Source organism: Micromonospora salmantinae (genome assembly GCF_022230905.1).
GTDB classification, from domain to species: Bacteria; Actinomycetota; Actinomycetes; order Mycobacteriales; family Micromonosporaceae; genus Micromonospora; species Micromonospora salmantinae.
This window is the reverse complement of the sequence record NZ_JAKKFG010000023.1, coordinates 416,738-432,785: the sequence shown is the minus strand read 5'-3', so window position 1 is coordinate 432,785 and position 16,048 is coordinate 416,738. Positions and strand designations below refer to the sequence as shown.

At 71.4% G+C, this 16,048-nt stretch carries 16 protein-coding genes and 1 pseudogene; 7 read left to right on the top strand and 10 right to left on the bottom strand.

Annotation, left to right across the window (positions count from 1 at the left end; all coding sequences use genetic code 11):
* Window positions 1-61 precede the first annotated feature (61 nt).
* Both PSH03_RS20290 and map read right to left on the bottom strand, forming a co-directional pair.
* Window positions 62-754 (bottom strand): annotated as a pseudogene (locus tag PSH03_RS20290) (CDP-alcohol phosphatidyltransferase family protein); the annotation flags it as partial.
* 186 nt (window positions 755-940) lie between these two features.
* Window positions 941-1,714: a type I methionyl aminopeptidase gene (gene map, locus PSH03_RS20285; protein WP_210785396.1), complete on the bottom strand. Its 774-nt coding sequence runs from the start codon at window positions 1,712-1,714 to the stop codon at window positions 941-943.
* Window positions 1,715-1,779: 65 nt separating this feature from the next.
* Here map and PSH03_RS20280 point away from each other — a divergent pair, with 65 nt between their 5' ends.
* Window positions 1,780-2,082 carry a helix-turn-helix domain-containing protein gene (locus PSH03_RS20280; protein WP_210785397.1) on the top strand — a complete coding sequence of 101 codons (303 nt, stop codon included), beginning with the start codon at window positions 1,780-1,782 and terminating at the stop codon, window positions 2,080-2,082.
* 194 nt (window positions 2,083-2,276) lie between these two features.
* The gene (locus tag PSH03_RS20275) at window positions 2,277-3,131 is read left to right on the top strand and encodes an aldo/keto reductase (protein ID WP_210785432.1); all 855 of its coding nucleotides are present in this window, start codon (window positions 2,277-2,279) and stop codon (window positions 3,129-3,131) included.
* Window positions 3,132-3,304: 173 nt separating this feature from the next.
* Here the strand turns inward: PSH03_RS20275 and PSH03_RS20270 are convergent, their stop codons facing one another.
* Both PSH03_RS20270 and PSH03_RS20265 read right to left on the bottom strand, forming a co-directional pair.
* Window positions 3,305-4,477 (bottom strand): lactonase family protein, encoded by a 1,173-nt coding sequence (locus PSH03_RS20270; RefSeq protein ID WP_238690075.1) that lies wholly within the window; start codon window positions 4,475-4,477, stop codon window positions 3,305-3,307.
* A 275-nt stretch (window positions 4,478-4,752) separates the two neighbouring features.
* Window positions 4,753-5,502 carry a DUF8817 family protein gene (locus tag PSH03_RS20265; protein ID WP_238690074.1) on the bottom strand — a complete coding sequence of 250 codons (750 nt, stop codon included), beginning with the start codon at window positions 5,500-5,502 and terminating at the stop codon, window positions 4,753-4,755.
* 167 nt (window positions 5,503-5,669) lie between these two features.
* Here PSH03_RS20265 and PSH03_RS20260 point away from each other — a divergent pair, with 167 nt between their 5' ends.
* The 4 genes from PSH03_RS20260 to PSH03_RS20245 are packed head-to-tail and all read left to right on the top strand — an operon-like array spanning window position 5,670 to window position 8,914.
* Window positions 5,670-6,596 carry a hypothetical protein gene (locus PSH03_RS20260; protein ID WP_238690073.1) on the top strand — a complete coding sequence of 309 codons (927 nt, stop codon included), beginning with the start codon at window positions 5,670-5,672 and terminating at the stop codon, window positions 6,594-6,596.
* Window positions 6,593-7,030, top strand: coding sequence for an ABA4-like family protein (locus PSH03_RS20255; protein WP_238690072.1), 438 nt, complete (start codon window positions 6,593-6,595; stop codon window positions 7,028-7,030). The genes PSH03_RS20260 and PSH03_RS20255 overlap by 4 nt, the downstream gene beginning before the upstream one ends.
* A gap of 10 nt (window positions 7,031-7,040) precedes the next feature.
* On the top strand, window positions 7,041-8,291 hold the full coding sequence (locus PSH03_RS20250) for a sensor histidine kinase (protein ID WP_238690071.1): 1,251 nt from the start codon (window positions 7,041-7,043) through the stop codon (window positions 8,289-8,291).
* Entirely contained in the window at window positions 8,288-8,914 is a 627-nt protein-coding gene (locus PSH03_RS20245) for a response regulator transcription factor (protein WP_210785403.1), read from the top strand. Before PSH03_RS20250 ends, PSH03_RS20245 begins: the two co-directional genes overlap by 4 nt.
* 3 nt (window positions 8,915-8,917) lie before the next feature.
* Here the strand turns inward: PSH03_RS20245 and PSH03_RS20240 are convergent, their stop codons facing one another.
* On the bottom strand, window positions 8,918-9,634 hold the full coding sequence (locus tag PSH03_RS20240; RefSeq protein ID WP_210785404.1) for a YoaK family protein: 717 nt from the start codon (window positions 9,632-9,634) through the stop codon (window positions 8,918-8,920).
* Window positions 9,635-9,704: 70 nt separating this feature from the next.
* On the opposite strand from PSH03_RS20240, the gene PSH03_RS20235 reads away from it, so the two are divergent.
* Window positions 9,705-10,385 carry a GntR family transcriptional regulator gene (locus PSH03_RS20235; protein ID WP_210785405.1) on the top strand — a complete coding sequence of 227 codons (681 nt, stop codon included), beginning with the start codon at window positions 9,705-9,707 and terminating at the stop codon, window positions 10,383-10,385.
* 23 nt (window positions 10,386-10,408) lie between these two features.
* On the opposite strand, the gene PSH03_RS20230 is transcribed toward PSH03_RS20235, so the two are convergent.
* The 5 genes from PSH03_RS20230 to PSH03_RS20210 are packed head-to-tail and all read right to left on the bottom strand — an operon-like array spanning window position 10,409 to window position 16,047.
* Window positions 10,409-12,199 carry a gamma-glutamyltransferase family protein gene (locus tag PSH03_RS20230; protein WP_238690070.1) on the bottom strand — a complete coding sequence of 597 codons (1,791 nt, stop codon included), beginning with the start codon at window positions 12,197-12,199 and terminating at the stop codon, window positions 10,409-10,411.
* Window positions 12,196-13,197, bottom strand: coding sequence for an ABC transporter ATP-binding protein (locus PSH03_RS20225; RefSeq protein ID WP_112589347.1), 1,002 nt, complete (start codon window positions 13,195-13,197; stop codon window positions 12,196-12,198). Before PSH03_RS20225 ends, PSH03_RS20230 begins: the two co-directional genes overlap by 4 nt.
* A complete protein-coding gene (locus tag PSH03_RS20220; protein ID WP_238690069.1) occupies window positions 13,194-14,210 on the bottom strand; it encodes an ABC transporter ATP-binding protein in 1,017 nt (338 codons plus the stop codon). Before PSH03_RS20220 ends, PSH03_RS20225 begins: the two co-directional genes overlap by 4 nt.
* Window positions 14,207-15,094 carry an ABC transporter permease gene (locus PSH03_RS20215; RefSeq protein ID WP_238690068.1) on the bottom strand — a complete coding sequence of 296 codons (888 nt, stop codon included), beginning with the start codon at window positions 15,092-15,094 and terminating at the stop codon, window positions 14,207-14,209. Before PSH03_RS20215 ends, PSH03_RS20220 begins: the two co-directional genes overlap by 4 nt.
* Window positions 15,091-16,047: an ABC transporter permease gene (locus PSH03_RS20210; protein ID WP_091399352.1), complete on the bottom strand. Its 957-nt coding sequence runs from the start codon at window positions 16,045-16,047 to the stop codon at window positions 15,091-15,093. Before PSH03_RS20210 ends, PSH03_RS20215 begins: the two co-directional genes overlap by 4 nt.
* Window position 16,048: the final 1 nt, after the last annotated feature.

Below are 16,048 nucleotides of genomic sequence, written 5' to 3'. Positions count from 1 at the left end.
CCGGGGCGTCGTGAATGTCCGGGGCGTGTCGGCTGCCCGCAGTGTCGTGGATGACGGTGCGGCGGAGGTGACGGGTCGTCCACAGCCACGCGACGTCACGCCCGAACGACTCGACCAGCAGCGCCAGTGACGCCAGCAGCACGACTGTCGTCAGCGGCCCGGGCAGCGCGTCGCCCATCGCCACCGTCAGCACCACGCCCTGGATGGCGGCGACAACCTTGCGCCAGTAGCGCGGCGGCAGGGATCCGCGCATCCACCCCACCACCCAGCTGGCAGCGACGAAGACGTACCGCATCGCGCCGATCACGAGCACCCAGCCACCCACCGCGGGGGCCACGTGCAGGCAGAGGACCAGGACCAGGAAGGAGTCGATCTCCATGTCGAAGCGCGCGCCGAGCTCGCTGGTGGTCCCGGTGCGGCGGGCCGTGTACCCGTCCACGGCGTCGAGGGCCAACGCCACGCTGGTGAGGACGACCATCAGGGTGACCGGCGCCGACCGGCCGAACGAGTCGGCGGCCAGGGCCGTCACGCCGCCGACGAGGATCGCCCGGCTCAGGGTCACCCGGTCGGCCGGGCTGAGCGCATCCGCGCCCGAGCGGGACATCCCCCGGCTGAGCAGGGCGCACAGGACCACCCCGTACGCCAGCCCCGCCGCCCAGCCCGCCGCGCCCAGACCAACCGTCTCGGCCAGCACCGCCAGCAGGGCGATCTGCACGAGCAGTCCGATGAGCGGACCAGTTCGAACCGTTGACATCGTGCCTCCGTGACTCTGGTGGGTGACCCTGACCGTCATCACGGAAAATATGACCGATCGGTTCATTCTGAACGCGACCCGGCAGGGTGCCACGGAGGGACGTGCCCCTTCGGCGGCCGGTTAATCGTCCACGGTGGGCGGCACGGCGTCGGCTGAGCGATGAGGGCGTCGACAGTGCCGTACGGGTCAGGACGTCGGCAGGGTGAGCACGTCCGCGCCGTCGTCGGTGATGGCGATCGTGTGCTCGCTGTGCGCCGTCCGGCAGCCCGTCGCGCTGCGGAGGGTCCAGCCGTCGGCATCGGTGACGAGCGTGGCGGTGTCCGCCATCACCCACGGCTCCAGCGCCAGCAGCAGCCCCGGGCGTAGCCGGTAGCCGCGACCGGGGCGCCCGGTGTTGGAGACGTGCGGGTCCTGGTGCATCGTCGATCCGACGCCGTGGCCGCCGAACTCCGTGTTGACCGAGTATCCCGCCGCCTTGAGAACCGAGCCGATCGCGTGGGAGAGGTCACCGATGGGAACGCCGGGGCCGGCGGCGGCGATCCCCGCCTGCAACGCGCGCTCGGTCGCGTCGATCAACGCGAGGCTCTCCGGGGGCCGCACGTCGCCCACGATGAAGCTGATGGCCGAGTCCGCGACGACTCCACCCTGGGAGACGGCGAGGTCGAGCGAGAGCAGATCGCCGTCGGCGAGCGGGTAGTCGTACGGCAACCCGTGCAGCACGGCGTCGTTCACCGACGTGCAGATGTAGTGGCCGAACGGCCCGCGCCCGAAGGAAGGCTCGTAGTCGACGTAGCAGGACTGCGCCCCGGCCTCAGTGATCATGGCCTGCGCCCACCGGTCGATGTCCAGGAGGTTCGTGCCGACCACGCAGCGGCTCTTCAGCGTCTGCAGGATGCCGGCGACCAGCGCGCCGGTGTCCTTCGCTCGCAGCACGTCGGCGGGGCTCAGGATCTCGATCATGCAGCGCCTTCCTCGGGAGACCAATAAGTATCCCGGCCATATTATCCCGGTACTAGAATCGGGGCATGGTCAGGTTGCCGCTCACTCCCGAAGAGCTCGAACGCGGACAGCGCCTCGGCGCGCTCCTGCGTCGAGCCCGTGGAGAGCGTTCGATGCTCCTCACCGCGCTGGACGCGGGCGTCTCGCCAGAGACCCTTCGAAAGATCGAGTCCGGCCGGATAGCCACCCCCGCCTTTCCGACCATCGCGGCGATCGCCGACGTCCTCGGCCTCTCCCTCGACGCCGTCTGGTCGGAGATCAACACGTCGGACGGCAGCGCCGAACTCCCCCGGCCGACGCGCACCGCGCGCGAACGGTTGGCGTCCTAGCGCGCGACGGTCTGCCGTCAGGGCGAAACGCCAATGCGGTCAGGACCCGAATGATCTGCCGGCTGTCACCGCGCTGCCGGCAAAGCGCTTCCCACGATAGATAACCTAACAGCGCCTCATCCCGATCGGTATCGGGCAGACGCCCGACTGCGCAGGTCAGTGGGGGTGGCTAGTTTCGCCCAATGCCCACCAACATGATCAGTGCGGAATCTGCGGGTACCTGGACGCTCGGCGACCTGAGCGTCAATCGGATCGGATTCGGCGCAATGCGCCTGACGGGTAACGGCGGCGCGCCGAGCGATCGCGCGCGGGTCATCGGCCTGCTACGCCAAGCGGTCGACCTCGGTGTGAACCACCTCGACACGGCGGCGTTCTACTTCTCGCCGCTCCGGTCGGCCAACGAGTTGATCAACAGTGCACTGTCGCCGTACGCCGACGACCTGGTCATCACCACGAAGGTCGGACCGGGCCGCGACCCCTCGGGAGAGTGGCTGCCGCTGGCCCGGCCGGATCAGCTGCGCGGACAGGTCGAGGAGAACCTGCGCCAACTCGGCCGCGACCATCTGGATGTCGTGAACCTGCGCCAAGACGGACTGGACTCGGTGGCGGAGCACTTCGGCGCGCTGGCCGAGCTACGTGACGCCGGACTCATCCGGCATCTCGGCCTGTCCAACATCCGTCCGCACCACCTCGCGCAGGCGCAGGCGATCGCCCCGGTGGTCTGCGTGCAGAACACGTACGGTGTCGACACCCGACGTACGCAGGATCAGCTCGTGCGCACCTGCGGTGAACAGAACATCGCATTCGTGCCGTTCTTCGCGATCGCCGGCGACCGACGTGAGGCCGGCGGCGTAGCCACCAACACGGCAGTGGAGGCCATCGCGCGCACGCACGGCGCGACGCCGGCGCAGGTGCGGATCGCCTGGACCCTCAGCCGCGGCCCGCACCTGCTGGCCATTCCCGGTACCGGCAACCCTGATCACCTGGTCGAGAACCTGGCCGCCGGGGCGCTGGCCCTGTCGCCGGACGAGTTGGCCAGCCTCGACTAGCGGCCCCGGCGGGATTTCAGCCCCGCCACGACCTCGACGGAAGGTCGGTCACCGTGCAGGCAGCGACAACGCCCGATCCAGCGTCCCAGCTGACCGGGCTCAGCGGAGGCCGTCCGGAGACCGGCGAGAGCTGGTCCCGGTCGACGAACGACCGGGACCAGCGGGTGGTGCGCTCAGGAGGCGGCGATGCCCTCCATGCCGATGCCGTCGGCGAACTTCGGCAGACCCTCCACTGTGGTGACGAGACTCAGCGACCCGTCCTCGTGCACCTTGTAGCCCTGCACGTTGCCGGCGGTGGCGTTCTGCACGTACAGGAAGCCGTCGCTGGTGGTCATGTCGATCGACCCGCCGTTGGTGTCGGCGGCGACGTTCTTGACGAGTTCGAGCTTGCCGTGGTCGTCGACCCGGTAGGAGCTGATGGTGGAGCTGCCGGCGTTGGCGACGAAGAAGTAGTCGCCGACGCGCTGGATCCAGCACGTCGCCTGCTGGCCGTTGGGCACCGACGGGCCGACCTGGTCGAGCGCGCCGTCGTCCTCCAGTTCGAACCGGCTGACCGCGTTCGCACCCGACTCGGTGACCAGCAGCGAGTCATCGGTGTCGAAGGTGAAGCCGAACGGAGTGTTCCCCGCGTCGCTGATGACGGGGTTGCGGGACAGCTTGCCGTTGCGACCGATCTCGTAGCTGAACATGACGTTGGCGGCCTTCGTCGACACCAGGACGAACTCGCTGTCCGGGTCGATCTTGACCTGGGCCGGGGCGGTCCCGAACGCGGGCGGGTTGCCGTTGTGCAGCCCGAGCGACCGGTTGGCGTCCTCGATCCGCGACAGACGCCCCTTGTGCAGCTCGAAGCCCTGCACCGAGCCCTCGCCGCCGGCGTTGAGGACGTAGACGAGGTCGCCACGGGCCGCGACGCTGACCGGCAGCAGGCCGCCGGACCAGACGACCTGGAGCTTGTGCAGCTTGGTGCCCTCGACGCGGAAGACCGTCACGGTGTTGCTGCCGGCGTTCACCGCGAACAGCAGTCCGCGGTGGTAGGTCAGGGAGCCCTGCGAGGCCAGCGCGTCGAGCGGCGCGCCGATGGTGAAGCCGCCCAGCCCGCCGGTCTCGTACTCGCCCGCCTTGGTCAGACGGCCGTCCTCGTCGCGGTCGTACACCTTGATGGTGTTGCCCTCGGCCTTGTTGGTCTGGACGAAGACCGCGCCCTCGTCGCCGTGGTGGTAATCACCCCCCTTGCGGTCGTCGTGGTACCCGGGGCCACCGCCATCGGCGAAGGCGGCCCCGGGGATCGATCCGATGCTGGTCAGACCTGCCAGGAGGGCTGCCGCGAGCGCGACACTGCGCTTCATCACTGACTCCTTGTGCACCCGAAGGGAGGATTATGAGTTTTCCTCTCCTTCGAAAGCTATCGGAGCAGCTAGGTGCGTTCGCCTTACTTACCCTAAAGCGGTAATTTTGCGCCGTTCCGTGGAATGGCGAGACGTACGCGCGAATATGACCTACTGGGAAGCGGACCTTCGTCGCGTCAGGGGCAGGAACTCGGCGGTCAGACTGATCAGCGCACGGGCGCGTTCGAGGGTCCTGACCGCGGTCCACGCCCGATGAGGCGCGGAGAGGTCCGGGGTCAGCGCGGGCCGGGCCACCACGGTTCGAGGAGGGTGGGGTCGGCGACGTACTGCGCCACCTGCGTCCGCTGCTCCGAGGTCAGGGACAGCGCCTGGAGTCGGGCGCCCCACTCGGGCACCCGATCGGCCTTGTCCAACGCGGTGGCCAACTCGATCAGGCCGGTTAGCGCCATCGCCTGCTCGACCACCGGCGCGTCCTCGGCGCGGCGGCGCATCCCCGAGTCGAGCGCCCGATAGGCCGCCCGGTCGTCCATCTTGAACTCCCGCAGGATCCGCGCGTTGTCGAGCATTCGGGCCAGCCCGTCAAGCTGCTTCGACCCGCCGTACTCCACGTCCTTCGGCTCGTCCCGCTGGATGAAGACGATGGTGTTGCCCGACGGGTCGACGATGCTGAACCGCGACGCCCCGGCGCGGTAGCGGGTCATCCGGGGTAGCCCCTTGACCAGCACCTTGCCGTAGCTGCGGCGCATCGCCTCGGCGAACACCGCATGGTACGAGCCCACCGCGTCCACCATCACCAGGCAGCCGCCGGAATGCTCCTTCGCCGGGTCCAGGTCTTTGGGCGCCGGGCCGTAGTGCAGCTGGAACCCGCTCCAGGTGAACGCCAGATACACATATGGCTTGAGTTGCTCAAAAGCCACCTCGAACCCGAGAGCCCGCCAGAACGCCAAGGTCTCCTCCGGGGCCGCGCAGTGCAGCAGCGGCACTGTGGTCTCGTTCGGTCGGACCTGGTCCGCACTGACCTTCATGATTCGATCCCCGTCCGGTCGGCAGGCCGGCCATTGTGCCAGCACCACCCAGCGGCCTCGACGGGTTTCGTCTCCTACCCGGGGAGGAGGCGCGCTCCGACCACCGGCCACAACCGGGGCTCGGGGTCGGACGCGATCGGCGGGAGCGGCCACGAGCATCTACAGACATGACTACCGTTGTGCGCCGGGCGACGCGCTGGAACCGCCCACTGATGGTCCTGGTATCCGTGATGGCGGTGCTCGGCGTCGTCGCCGTCGTCGGCATCCTCGTCGACCCGCGGGTCCTCACCGGGGCGCCGATCTGGCTCAAGCCGTTCAAGTTCGCGGTGTCGTTCGTGCTGTACGGCGCGACGCTCGCCTGGATGCTCTCCCTGCTGCCGCGACGCAGCCGGGCCGTCGAGTGGGCGGTCGTCGTCATCGTCGCGGTGGCGGTCGTCGAGAACGCGTGGATCGTCGGTCAGGTGATACGCGGGCAGACCAGCCACTTCAACGACAGCACCCCGCTGAACACCGCGCTGTTCGCGACGATGGGCGCGGCGATCATGGTGCTGTTCTTCGCGCACCTCGTCATTGGGATCGTGGTCCTGATCCAGCGGATTCCCGACCGCGTCGCCGCGACCGCCGTCGGGTGGGGGCTCGGCCTGTCCTCGCTGGGCATGCTCGCGGCGGTGCCGATGGCGTTGCCGATGCAGGACCCGGGGATCGAGGGGATCAGTGGGGCGCACAGCGTCGGCGTGCCCGACGGTGGGCCGGGGTTGCCGATCGTCGGCTGGAGCACCACCGGCGGTGACCTGCGGATCGGGCACTTCGTCGGGCTGCACGCCCTCCAGGCGTTGCCGATCCTGGCGATCCTGCTGAGCCGGTTCGCGACCCGGTTGGACGAGCGCACCCGCGCCCGGCTGCTGGTCGTCGCGGGCGGCGCGTACGGCGTACTCACCGTGCTGTTGACCTGGCAGGCCCTGCGCGAACAGCCGCTGCTGCGGCCGGACGCCGTCACGTTCGTCGCGGTCGCGGCCCTGGTGGTCGTGACGGCGACCGCGACCGGACGGGTGCTGGCCCGGCGACGTCGCCCGGAACTGGCGCTGGCCGCGTGACCGCGACGCTGTTCTCCCTGACGTTCGCGGTGGCCGCGCCGTTCTGGGCGCTGATGATCCTGCTGCCGCGCTGGTCGTGGACCGCCCGGATCATCGCCTCGCCGCTGATCGTGCTGCCGGTCGTGGTGATCTACGCGCTGCTGGTGCTTCCGGCGTTCGGCGACGTGCTGCCGGCCGTGGCGTCGCCGACCCTGGCCGGGGTGCGCGACCTGCTCGGCACCTCCGCCGGGGCCGCGGCGGGTTGGGCGCACATGATCGCGTTCGATCTGTTCGTCGGACGGTGGGCCTGGTTGGACAGCCGCGATCGGGGGGTGCCGGCGCTGGTGATGGCTCCGGTGCTGCTGCTGACCATCCTGCTCGGACCGCTCGGCCTGGCCGCGTACCTCGCGGTCCGGACCCGGTGGCGGCAGTCGCCACCGGCCCGCAGCACCTAGGCTGACCACCGTGAGCTGGCCGGGGCGACTGTTCGACATGCGGGACGCGCTCGTGCGGATGGCGCTGCTCGACCTCGCCGGGCTGGGCTACCTGCTCTTCGTCCCGCACTCCGCCAGCACACCCACGACGACACAGTGGATCCTCGCGGTCCTCGCGTTCACCGTGGGGCTGGCGTTGCACCGCTGGCCGGTGGTCAACCTGCTGGCGCAGGCCGCCCTGCTGACAGTCGCGATCCGCCTGCTCGACGACCTCACCATCAACCAGGTTGGCGCGAGTTGGGCCCTGCTCGAGGTCACCATGCGGGCGCGTCGCCCCCGGACCATCTGGATGTCCGCCGCGCTGCTGGTCGTGGTCGACCTGACCGACTCGGTCGGCGACGCGGTCGGCCAGGTCGCCTCGGCCGTCGTCGGGCTGGCCCTGGAGGTCGGTGTGCCGGTGCTGCTCGGTCTCGTCATCCGCACCAACCGGGAGCTGAGTCGGCAGGCCGTGGAGCGGGCGGTGGCCGAGCAGCGCCAGCACGAGTCGGAGAGTCGTGCGGCCCGCGCCGACGAACGCAGCGCCATCGCCCGCGAACTGCACGACGTGGTCGCGCACCACGTGGCGTCGATGGTCCTGCGGGTCGGCGTGGCCCGGCACGTGCTCACCGACCTGGACCCGCGGGTGGGCGAGGTCTTCGACGACGTGCACGGCACCGGCACCTCGGCCCTCGCGGAGCTGCGCCGGCTGGTCGCGGTGCTGCGCAACCCCGACGGGGTACGCGGCGACGCGGCGCTGACCGCGATCGAACCGTCGGCGCTGCCTGCGGCGATCGGCGCGTCCATCGACCGGGCCCGGCAGGCGGGTGTCACTGTGGAGGCCGATCTCGACCCGGCGATCGGTTCACTCGACGCGGTGCGCGGCATGGCGGTGCTGCGACTGACCCAGGAGGCGCTGACAAACGTGGCCAAACATGCGGGGACGTCCGCGCTCGCGCACCTCGTGGTGGCTGTCCGGGACGGCTGCGTGCACTGGGAGGTCACCGACAACGGGCGCGGTGGGGTGCCGGCGGGCGTTCCGGCCGGTGGCGGGCACGGCATCACCGGGATGCGGGAACGCGTCGAGGTCCTCGGCGGCCGGCTGGACGCGGGCCCGACCGGCGCCGGGTGGCGGGTGCGAACCGTCCTTCCGGCCGTGGCCGCCGCGCCCGCCGACGCGCCGGTCGGGTCGGTGCCCCGCGAGCGGGAGGCGTCGGCCGGGTCGCCCGCGCCGGAGCCGGCGTGATCCGGGTGCTGCTGGTCGACGACCAGCACCTCATCCGGGCCGGGCTGCGCATGCTCTGCGACGCCCAACCCGACATCGAGGTCGTCGGCGAGGCCGACAACGGCCGTGAGGCGATCCCGCTGGCCGGGCGGCTCCTCCCCGACGTCGTCGTCATGGACCTGCGGATGCCCGGTGTCGACGGGATCACCGCTACCAGCCGGATCCTCGCCGAACGCCCCGCCGCCCGCGTCCTGGTGCTGACGACGTTCGGCGACGACGACCACCTCTACCCCGCGCTGACCGCGGGAGCGTGCGGGTTCCTGCTCAAGGACGCGCCCCCGACCGAGCTGCTGGACGGCATCCGCCGGGCCGCCGTCGGTGACAGCCCGTTCAGCCCGGAGGTGCTGCGCCGCCTCGTGCAGCGCGCGGTGCACGCCCGCCCCGGGTCACCACCGGCCCTGCCGGGCCTGACCGCCCGGGAACGGGACGTGCTCAACCTGGTCGCCGAGGGCCTGTCCAACACCGAGATCGCCGACCGGCTCCACATCGGTGTCACCACCGTCAAGACCCACATCACCAGCCTGATGACCAAGACCGACAGCCCCAACCGGGTACGTCTGGCCCTGTTCGCTCGCGGTGTCTGACGCTCAGGTCCGCATCCGCGCGGACACGGCGACGACGAGCACCAGCGGCACTATCAGCAGGGCCGGGGCGACGACAGGCAGGTGCAGGGCGACAAGGGCGCCGACCGCCGCGCCGACCATGAGGGCCAGCAGCACCTGAGCCTTGGGTCGCAGGCTGGCCCAGGGGCTGCGCGCGGCGACCCCGGCGATCAGGCTGGTGAGGGTGCCGGTCAGGTACGTGGAGGACAGGCCGGACACGCCGAAGCGTTGGATGGCACTGCTCTGCACGCCCAGCGCGACCGCGGACAGCATCAGCAGCGCCAGGTGGACACCCGCGTCCGGGGTGTGCAGGGTGACCTCCCAGACGACGGCGAACACCACGAACACCGACAGCTCCAGGACCAGCGCCCAGGTGACCCGCCGGGGCCAGACGGGATCGTCGGGCTGTGCCGAGCCGACGACGCGGGCGCCCGCGAGGACACCGACGATGAAGCTGACGATGGCGCAGCCCGACGTCAGAGCCAGGTCGGCTTCGCCCCGGCCGGCGGAGAGCCCGAGCAGGACCATGTTGCCGGTCATCACGCTGGCGAAGGCGCCGCCGAGGGCGAGGAAACCGAGAGCGTCGGCGCTCCCGGTGAGGAAGGTGAGGACGACGACGAGCACCTGCCGTCGCCGCAGCAGGCGCTCGTCTCGGCGCGGGGTGACGTGGGGGTGGGTGACGCGGGGCGCTGTGCTCGACACTGTCGGCCACCTTCCAGTAATTGTTCTTCGTATACACTTTGTCCGGACACGTTCACGGAGAGGCGACCAGGTGGCTGAAGACCTACGGGACAAGCTCGGCGCGCAACACCTGCCGCTGCGAGATCAGGTCCTCGCCGCGCTGCGGACCGCCATCATCGACGGCGACTACCTGCCCGGGGAGCGGCTGACCGAGGACCGGCTCGCCGAGGACTTCGGCGTCTCCCGCAACCCCGTCCGGGAGGCGCTGCGCGTCGCCGAGGCGGAGGGGTTCGTCGTGATCCTCCCCCGCCGGGGAGCGGTAGTCGCCTCACCGAGCAGCGGGACCATCACCGACATGTTCGCCGTGCGCGAGCGCCTGGAGGCGCTGGCCGCCCGGCTGGCCGCCGAGCGGGCCACAGCGGCCGACGTGGCGTCCCTACGGGCCCTGCTCGACCAGGGCCGCGAGGCGACGCAGCGCCAGGACCTGGCCCGGGTCGCCGAACTGAACAGCACACTGCACCTGCGCATCCTCCAGATCAGCGGAAACCCCTGGCTGTCGTCGATCGCCAAGTCGCTCTACCTCCATGTCCAGTGGGTCTTCCGGCTCGGGGCGGCCGAACGCGCGCCACACTCGTGGGCCGAGCACATCCAACTCGTCGACGCCATCGAGTCAGGCGACGGTGACCGCGCCGAGCGGGCCGCGCTCGACCACCTCGACGCGGCATCCGCCGCGGCGTACGAGAACGCCGAAGGCGGCTACGGCACGCGCTGACGGGCACCCGGCTGCGGCATGCGCTACCGGCCGCACGCGTAGCCCTGCATCCCCCGGGGGTTCGCGCCGGCCGCCAGCACTCCCGTCGCCGGGTCACGGGTCACCGCGCAGAGCCGACCGAGGCTCCACCCGTCGGTGACCCGCACCTCGTGCCCGTACGCCCGCAGCGCCGCCAGCACACCCTCGTCGAGCCGGTCCTCCACCACCAGGACACCGGGTTCCATGTCGCGCGGATAGAACGACCCCGGCAGGCTGACCGTGTGCCACGCCGGCGCGTCGATGGCCTCCTGAAGGCTCTGCCCACCGACGAGGTGCCGCAGCAGGAACGGCAACTGCCACTGGTCCTGCTGGTCGCCACCGGGGGTGCCGCAGGCCAGCACCGGCTCACCGTCGCGGTGCACCATCGTCGGGCTCAACGTCGTACGCGGGCGACGGCCCGGCGCCAGCGACGAGGCGAGCCCCTCCTCCAGCCAGAACATCTGCAGCCTGCTGCCCAGCGGAAAGCCCAGCTCCGGGATCGTCGGGGAACTCTGCAACCAGCCGCCGCTGGGCGTCGCGGAGATCATGTTGCCCCAGCGGTCGACCACGTCCACGTGACAGGTGTCGCCCCGGGTCACCCCGTCCGACTGCACCGTCGGCTCTCCCGTGGTGGCATCCGTCGGCCCGGTACGCCGACCGGCACCGGGCCGGACGTGGGCGGGCAGGCGCGGCTGCGCCCCGTCCGGACGCCCCGGCCGCAGCTCCGCCGACGCGCGATCACCGATCAGGGCGGCCCGCTCCCGCGCGTACTGCGGCGACAGCAGCGCCTTGGCGGGCACGTCGGCCCCGTCGCCGTACCATGCCTCCCGGTCGGCGAAGGCGAGCTTGAGCGCCTCGACCTGGGCGTGCACACCCGCCGCGGTCGCCGGGTCGTACGCGCCCGGGTCGTCGAGCGCGTCCAGGGTGGCCAGGGACTCCAGCAGCACCGGGCCCTGACCCCAGAAACCGGTCTTCGCCACCGAGTAGCCGTGCCAGTCGAGGGTGGCGGGCGGCTCCCAGCTCGCCGAGTACGCGGCCAGGTCGTCGCCGGTGACCAGCCCGGCGTGCGGGCGGCCACTGGAGTCCTGGAACGGCCGTCGGCTGAACGCGTCGATCGCCTCGGCGACGAAACCCGTGCTCCAGGCCCGGCGCGCGGCCTCGATCTGGGCCTCCCGGTCGGTGCCGGCCGCCCGTCCCGCCTCGACGAGCCGGCGCAGGGTGTCCGCGTACGCCGGGTTGGTGACCAACTCCCCGGCGGCCGGTGGTCGGCCGCCGCGCAGCCAGAGCGCGGCGGAGGTGGGCCAGTGTTCCTCGAACAACGACCGGACGGCCGCCACCGTGTCACCGACGCGGGCCACCAGCGGGTGCCCGGCGCCGGCGTAGCCGATCGCCGACTCCAGCACCTCGGCGAGGGTGAGCGTGCCGTGCTCGCGCAGCAGCAGGAGCCAGGCGTCCACCGCGCCGGGTACGGCCGCCGCGAGCGGCCCGGCACCCGGGATGAGGTCCATCCCGAGGGACCGGAAGTGCGCGATGGTGGCGCCGGCCGGCGCCGGCCCCTGCCCGCACAGCACCTTCGGTCGGGGGTCCCGTGCGGTGGCCACGATGGCCGGCACCTCGCCACCCGGCCCGTTCAGGTGCGGCTCGACGACGTGCAGGACGAACCCGGCGGTGACAGCGGCGTCGAAGGCGTTGCCCCCGCGTTCCAGGATGCCCATCGCCGCCTGGCTGGCGAGCCAGTGGGTGGAGGACACCATGCCGAAGGTGCCCTGCAACGTGGGTCGGGTGGTGAACGTCATGACAACACCTCACTGGGGTCTGCGGTACGAACGTCGGGGCCGGTGCCGTCCGGCCGGACCAGGTGGCACGCGGCCATGCCGTCGCCGATGGCGGTCTGCGCCGGCACCTCCGTCGCGCACCTGTCGAAGGCGAGCGGGCACCGGGTCCGGAACCGGCAACCGGACGGCGGGTCGAGCGCGGACGGCAGGTCGTCGCCGAGCAGCACGGGCTGACGGTGGCGCTGACGCACCGGGTCGGCCACCGGCGCGGCGGAGAGCAGCGCCTGCGTGTACGGGTGGGCGGGCCGGGCGAAGATCCGCTCGCGGCTGCCCGTCTCGACGAGTTGACCCAGGTACATGACCGCGATGTCGTCGGCCAGGTACTCGACGGCGGAGAGGTCGTGGGTGATGAAGAGGCAGGCGAACCCGATGTCGCGTTGCAGGTCGGCGAGGAGGTTGAGCACCGACGCCTGCACTGACACGTCGAGCGCGCTGGTGGGTTCGTCAGCGATGAGCAGCATGGGCTCGGAGATCAGGGCCCGCGCGATGCTGACCCGTTGACGTTGCCCGCCGGACAGCTCGTGGGGATAGCGACGGGCCACCTCTGCGCGCAGGCCCACCCGTTCGAGTTGGGGGGCGACGCGGGCGTCCCGCTCGCGCCGTGAGATCCGCTTGCCGGCCAGCCGCAGCGGCTCGGCCACGATCTCGCCCACCAGCATCCGCGGGTCCAGTGACGCGGCCGGGTCCTGGAAGACGATCGACACCGCGCCGCGATGGGGGCGCAGTCGCCGTCGGGACAGGTGGGTGACGTCAGTGCCCGCGATCCGGACCGTTCCCGCTGTCGGTTCGACGAGCCGCACCACGCATCGGCCCACTGTCGACTTCCCGGAACCGCTCTCCCCCACCAGGGCCGTGACCCGGCCGCGCGGGATGGTCAGGGACACCCCGTCCACGGCACGCACCGGACCGAAGTGCATCACCAGGTCCGCGATCTCCAGGGCGTTCGGCTGCGGCGTCATCGGTTCGCCTCCTGAGCTGCCGTCGGTGCCGTTGGGCAGGGGTGCCAACAGGCCGCGACGTGGTCGGTGCCGCCGACGTCCTCCAACGGCGGGGCGGCCGCCCGGCACCGCTGATCAGCGGCCGGGCACCGATCCGCGAAGGTGCAGGCGTCGGGTTGGCTGGCCAGGACGGGCACCAGCCCGGGGATCTCGGTCAACCGGTCGGTCCCGGCGTGCCGGCCCGGCTGCGGTGACGCCGACAGGAGCCCTGCCGTGTACCGGTGCCGGGGGTGGGCGAACAGGTCGTCCACCGGCGCCCGTTCCACCACCCGGCCCGCGTACATGACGACGACGCGGTCCGCGATGTCGGCGATCACGCCGAGGTCGTGGGTGATGATGAGGACGCTCGTGCCGAGCCGGTCGCGCAGGTCCCGCAGCACCTGGAGGATGCCGGCCTGGACGGTGACGTCCAGCGCTGTGGTCGGTTCGTCGGCCACCAGCACCTTCGGGCCGCAGGCCACCGCCATCGCGATCATCACGCGCTGGCGCATGCCGCCGGAGAGTTGGTGCGGATAGTTGTCGACCCGCTGGGCGGCGGACGGGATCCCGACGAGCGTCAACAGCTCCATGGCGCGGGCCCGCGCCGCCCGTCGGGACATCCGCTCGTGAACCTGGAGCACCTCCCCGATCTGCCGCCCGACGGTGAGCACCGGGTTCAACGAGGTCATCGGTTCCTGGAAGATGTAGGCGATCTCCCGGCCACGGACCCGGCGCAGGGCCGACTCGCGGGCCCCGACCAGTTGGGTGCCGTCCAGGCGCACCGAACCGGTGACCCGGGCGCTGCCCGGCAGCAGCCCGGCGAGGCTCATCGCGGTGACGCTCTTTCCGCATCCCGACTCGCCCACCATCCCGACGATCTCCCCGGCGGCGAGGTCCAGGCTGACCCCGTCGACCGCCGAGACGGTGCCGGTCTCGGTCGGGAACGACACCGACAGGTCGCGGATCTCCAGCACGGGCGCGGAGGCGGTGGTCATCGCCGGTCTCCCTTCGGGTCGAGGGCGTCGCGCAGGGCGTCACCGAAGACGTTGAACGCCAGGGCCAGACCCATGATCACGACGCCGGGGAGGACGGCGGCCCACGGTGCGCGGGCGGCGAACTGCTGGGCGGTGGCCAGCATGGTGCCGAGACTGGGTGCCGGGGGCTGGATGCCGAGGCCGAGGAAGGACAGCACCGCCTCGCCGAGGATCGCGGCCGGGATGGCGACAGTGGCCTGCACCAGGATCACCGAGGTCGCGTTCGGCAGGATGTGCCGGGCCAGCACCCACAGGTCGCTCGCGCCGTCCACGACGGCCGCCGCGACGAAGTCCAGCGACTTGAGGCGCAGCGTGTCCGAGCGGACGACCCGGATCACCCCGGGGATCTGGGCGATGCCGATGGCCACCGCGGCGTTGCCGAGGCTGGCGCCCCGGATGGCCGCCAACCCCACCGCCATGATCAGAAACGGAAACGCCAGCAGCAGGTCGGTGAAGCGCGAGATCACCGCGTCCCAGGCCCGGAAGTAGCCGGCGGCGAGCCCGAGCGGCACGCCGATGACCAGCGACGTGGCCACCGCCAGGAGCCCGACCTGCAGCGACGCCCGAGCGCCGAGCATGATGCGGGAGAGGACGTCCCGGCCGAGGTCGTCGGTGCCCAGCAGGTGCCCGGCGGTGCCGGGAGGTGCGAACGTACGGGCGAAGTCGGTCTGGTCGACCGAGTAGGGCGCGAGCCAGGGCGAGAGCAGCGCGATGACACCCGCCAGCGCGAGCACGACGAAGCTCACCACGGCGAGCGGGTTGCGCCGCAGCCGCCGCAGCACCCGGGTACGCCTGGTGATGCTGGCGGTGCCGGTCTCCGCCATCGGTACGGTGAGGACGCTCATGCCGGATCTCCCGTCACCCGGATGCGTGGATCGATGACCGAGTAGAGCAGGTCCACGAAGAAGTTGATCACGATGTAGGCGGCCGCGGTGAGCAGGACGACGGCCTGGATCACCGGGTAGTCCCGTTGGAACACCGCGTCGATGGTCATCTTGCCGAAGCCCGGCAGCCCGAAGATCTGTTCGGTGACGACAGCGCCCGAGATCAGCCCGCCGAGTTGGAGACCCACGACGGTCACCACCACGATGAGGCTGTTCCGCAGGGCGTGCCGGGTGATGACGGCGCGCGGTCGCAGGCCCTTCGCCTTCGCCGTGCGCACGTAGTCGGAGGAGAGCGAATCCAGCATCGCCGACCGGGTCTGCCGCATGATGATGGCGGCCAGGCCGGTGCCGAGGATCACGGCCGGCAGGACGATGTGGTGCAGGTTGTCCACGGGGTCCTCCAGGATCGGCACGAAGCCGGAGGCGGGGAAGAGCCCGGTCGCCACGGACAGGTAGAGGATCGCCAGCAGCCCCAGCCAGAAGTGCGGCACCGACAGCCCGATCAGGGCCAGTCCGTTGGCGAGCCACTCCGCCGGACGTCCACGACGGACCGCCGCGAGCACCCCGGCGCCGACGCCGAGCGCCGCCGCGATGAGGATCGCCAGGACGGACAGTTCGACGGTCACCGGCAGGGCGGTCGTGAGCATCGACGAGACCGGTGTGCCGGTGCGGATGGACACCCCGAAGTCGCCCTGCGCCATGCGCTCCACGTACTGGGCGAACTGCACCGGCAGCGGCTGGTCCAGCCCGTAGTGCCGACGGATGGCCTCCAGCGCCTCCGGCGACCGGTCCTCTCCGGCCAGGGCGAGGGCCGGGTCGCCGGGGAGCGCCCGTACGCCGACGAAGACCACGATCGTCGACAACAGCAAGGTCAGCGCCGACTGCCAGGCGCGGGTGAGCAGATACCGGGCCACG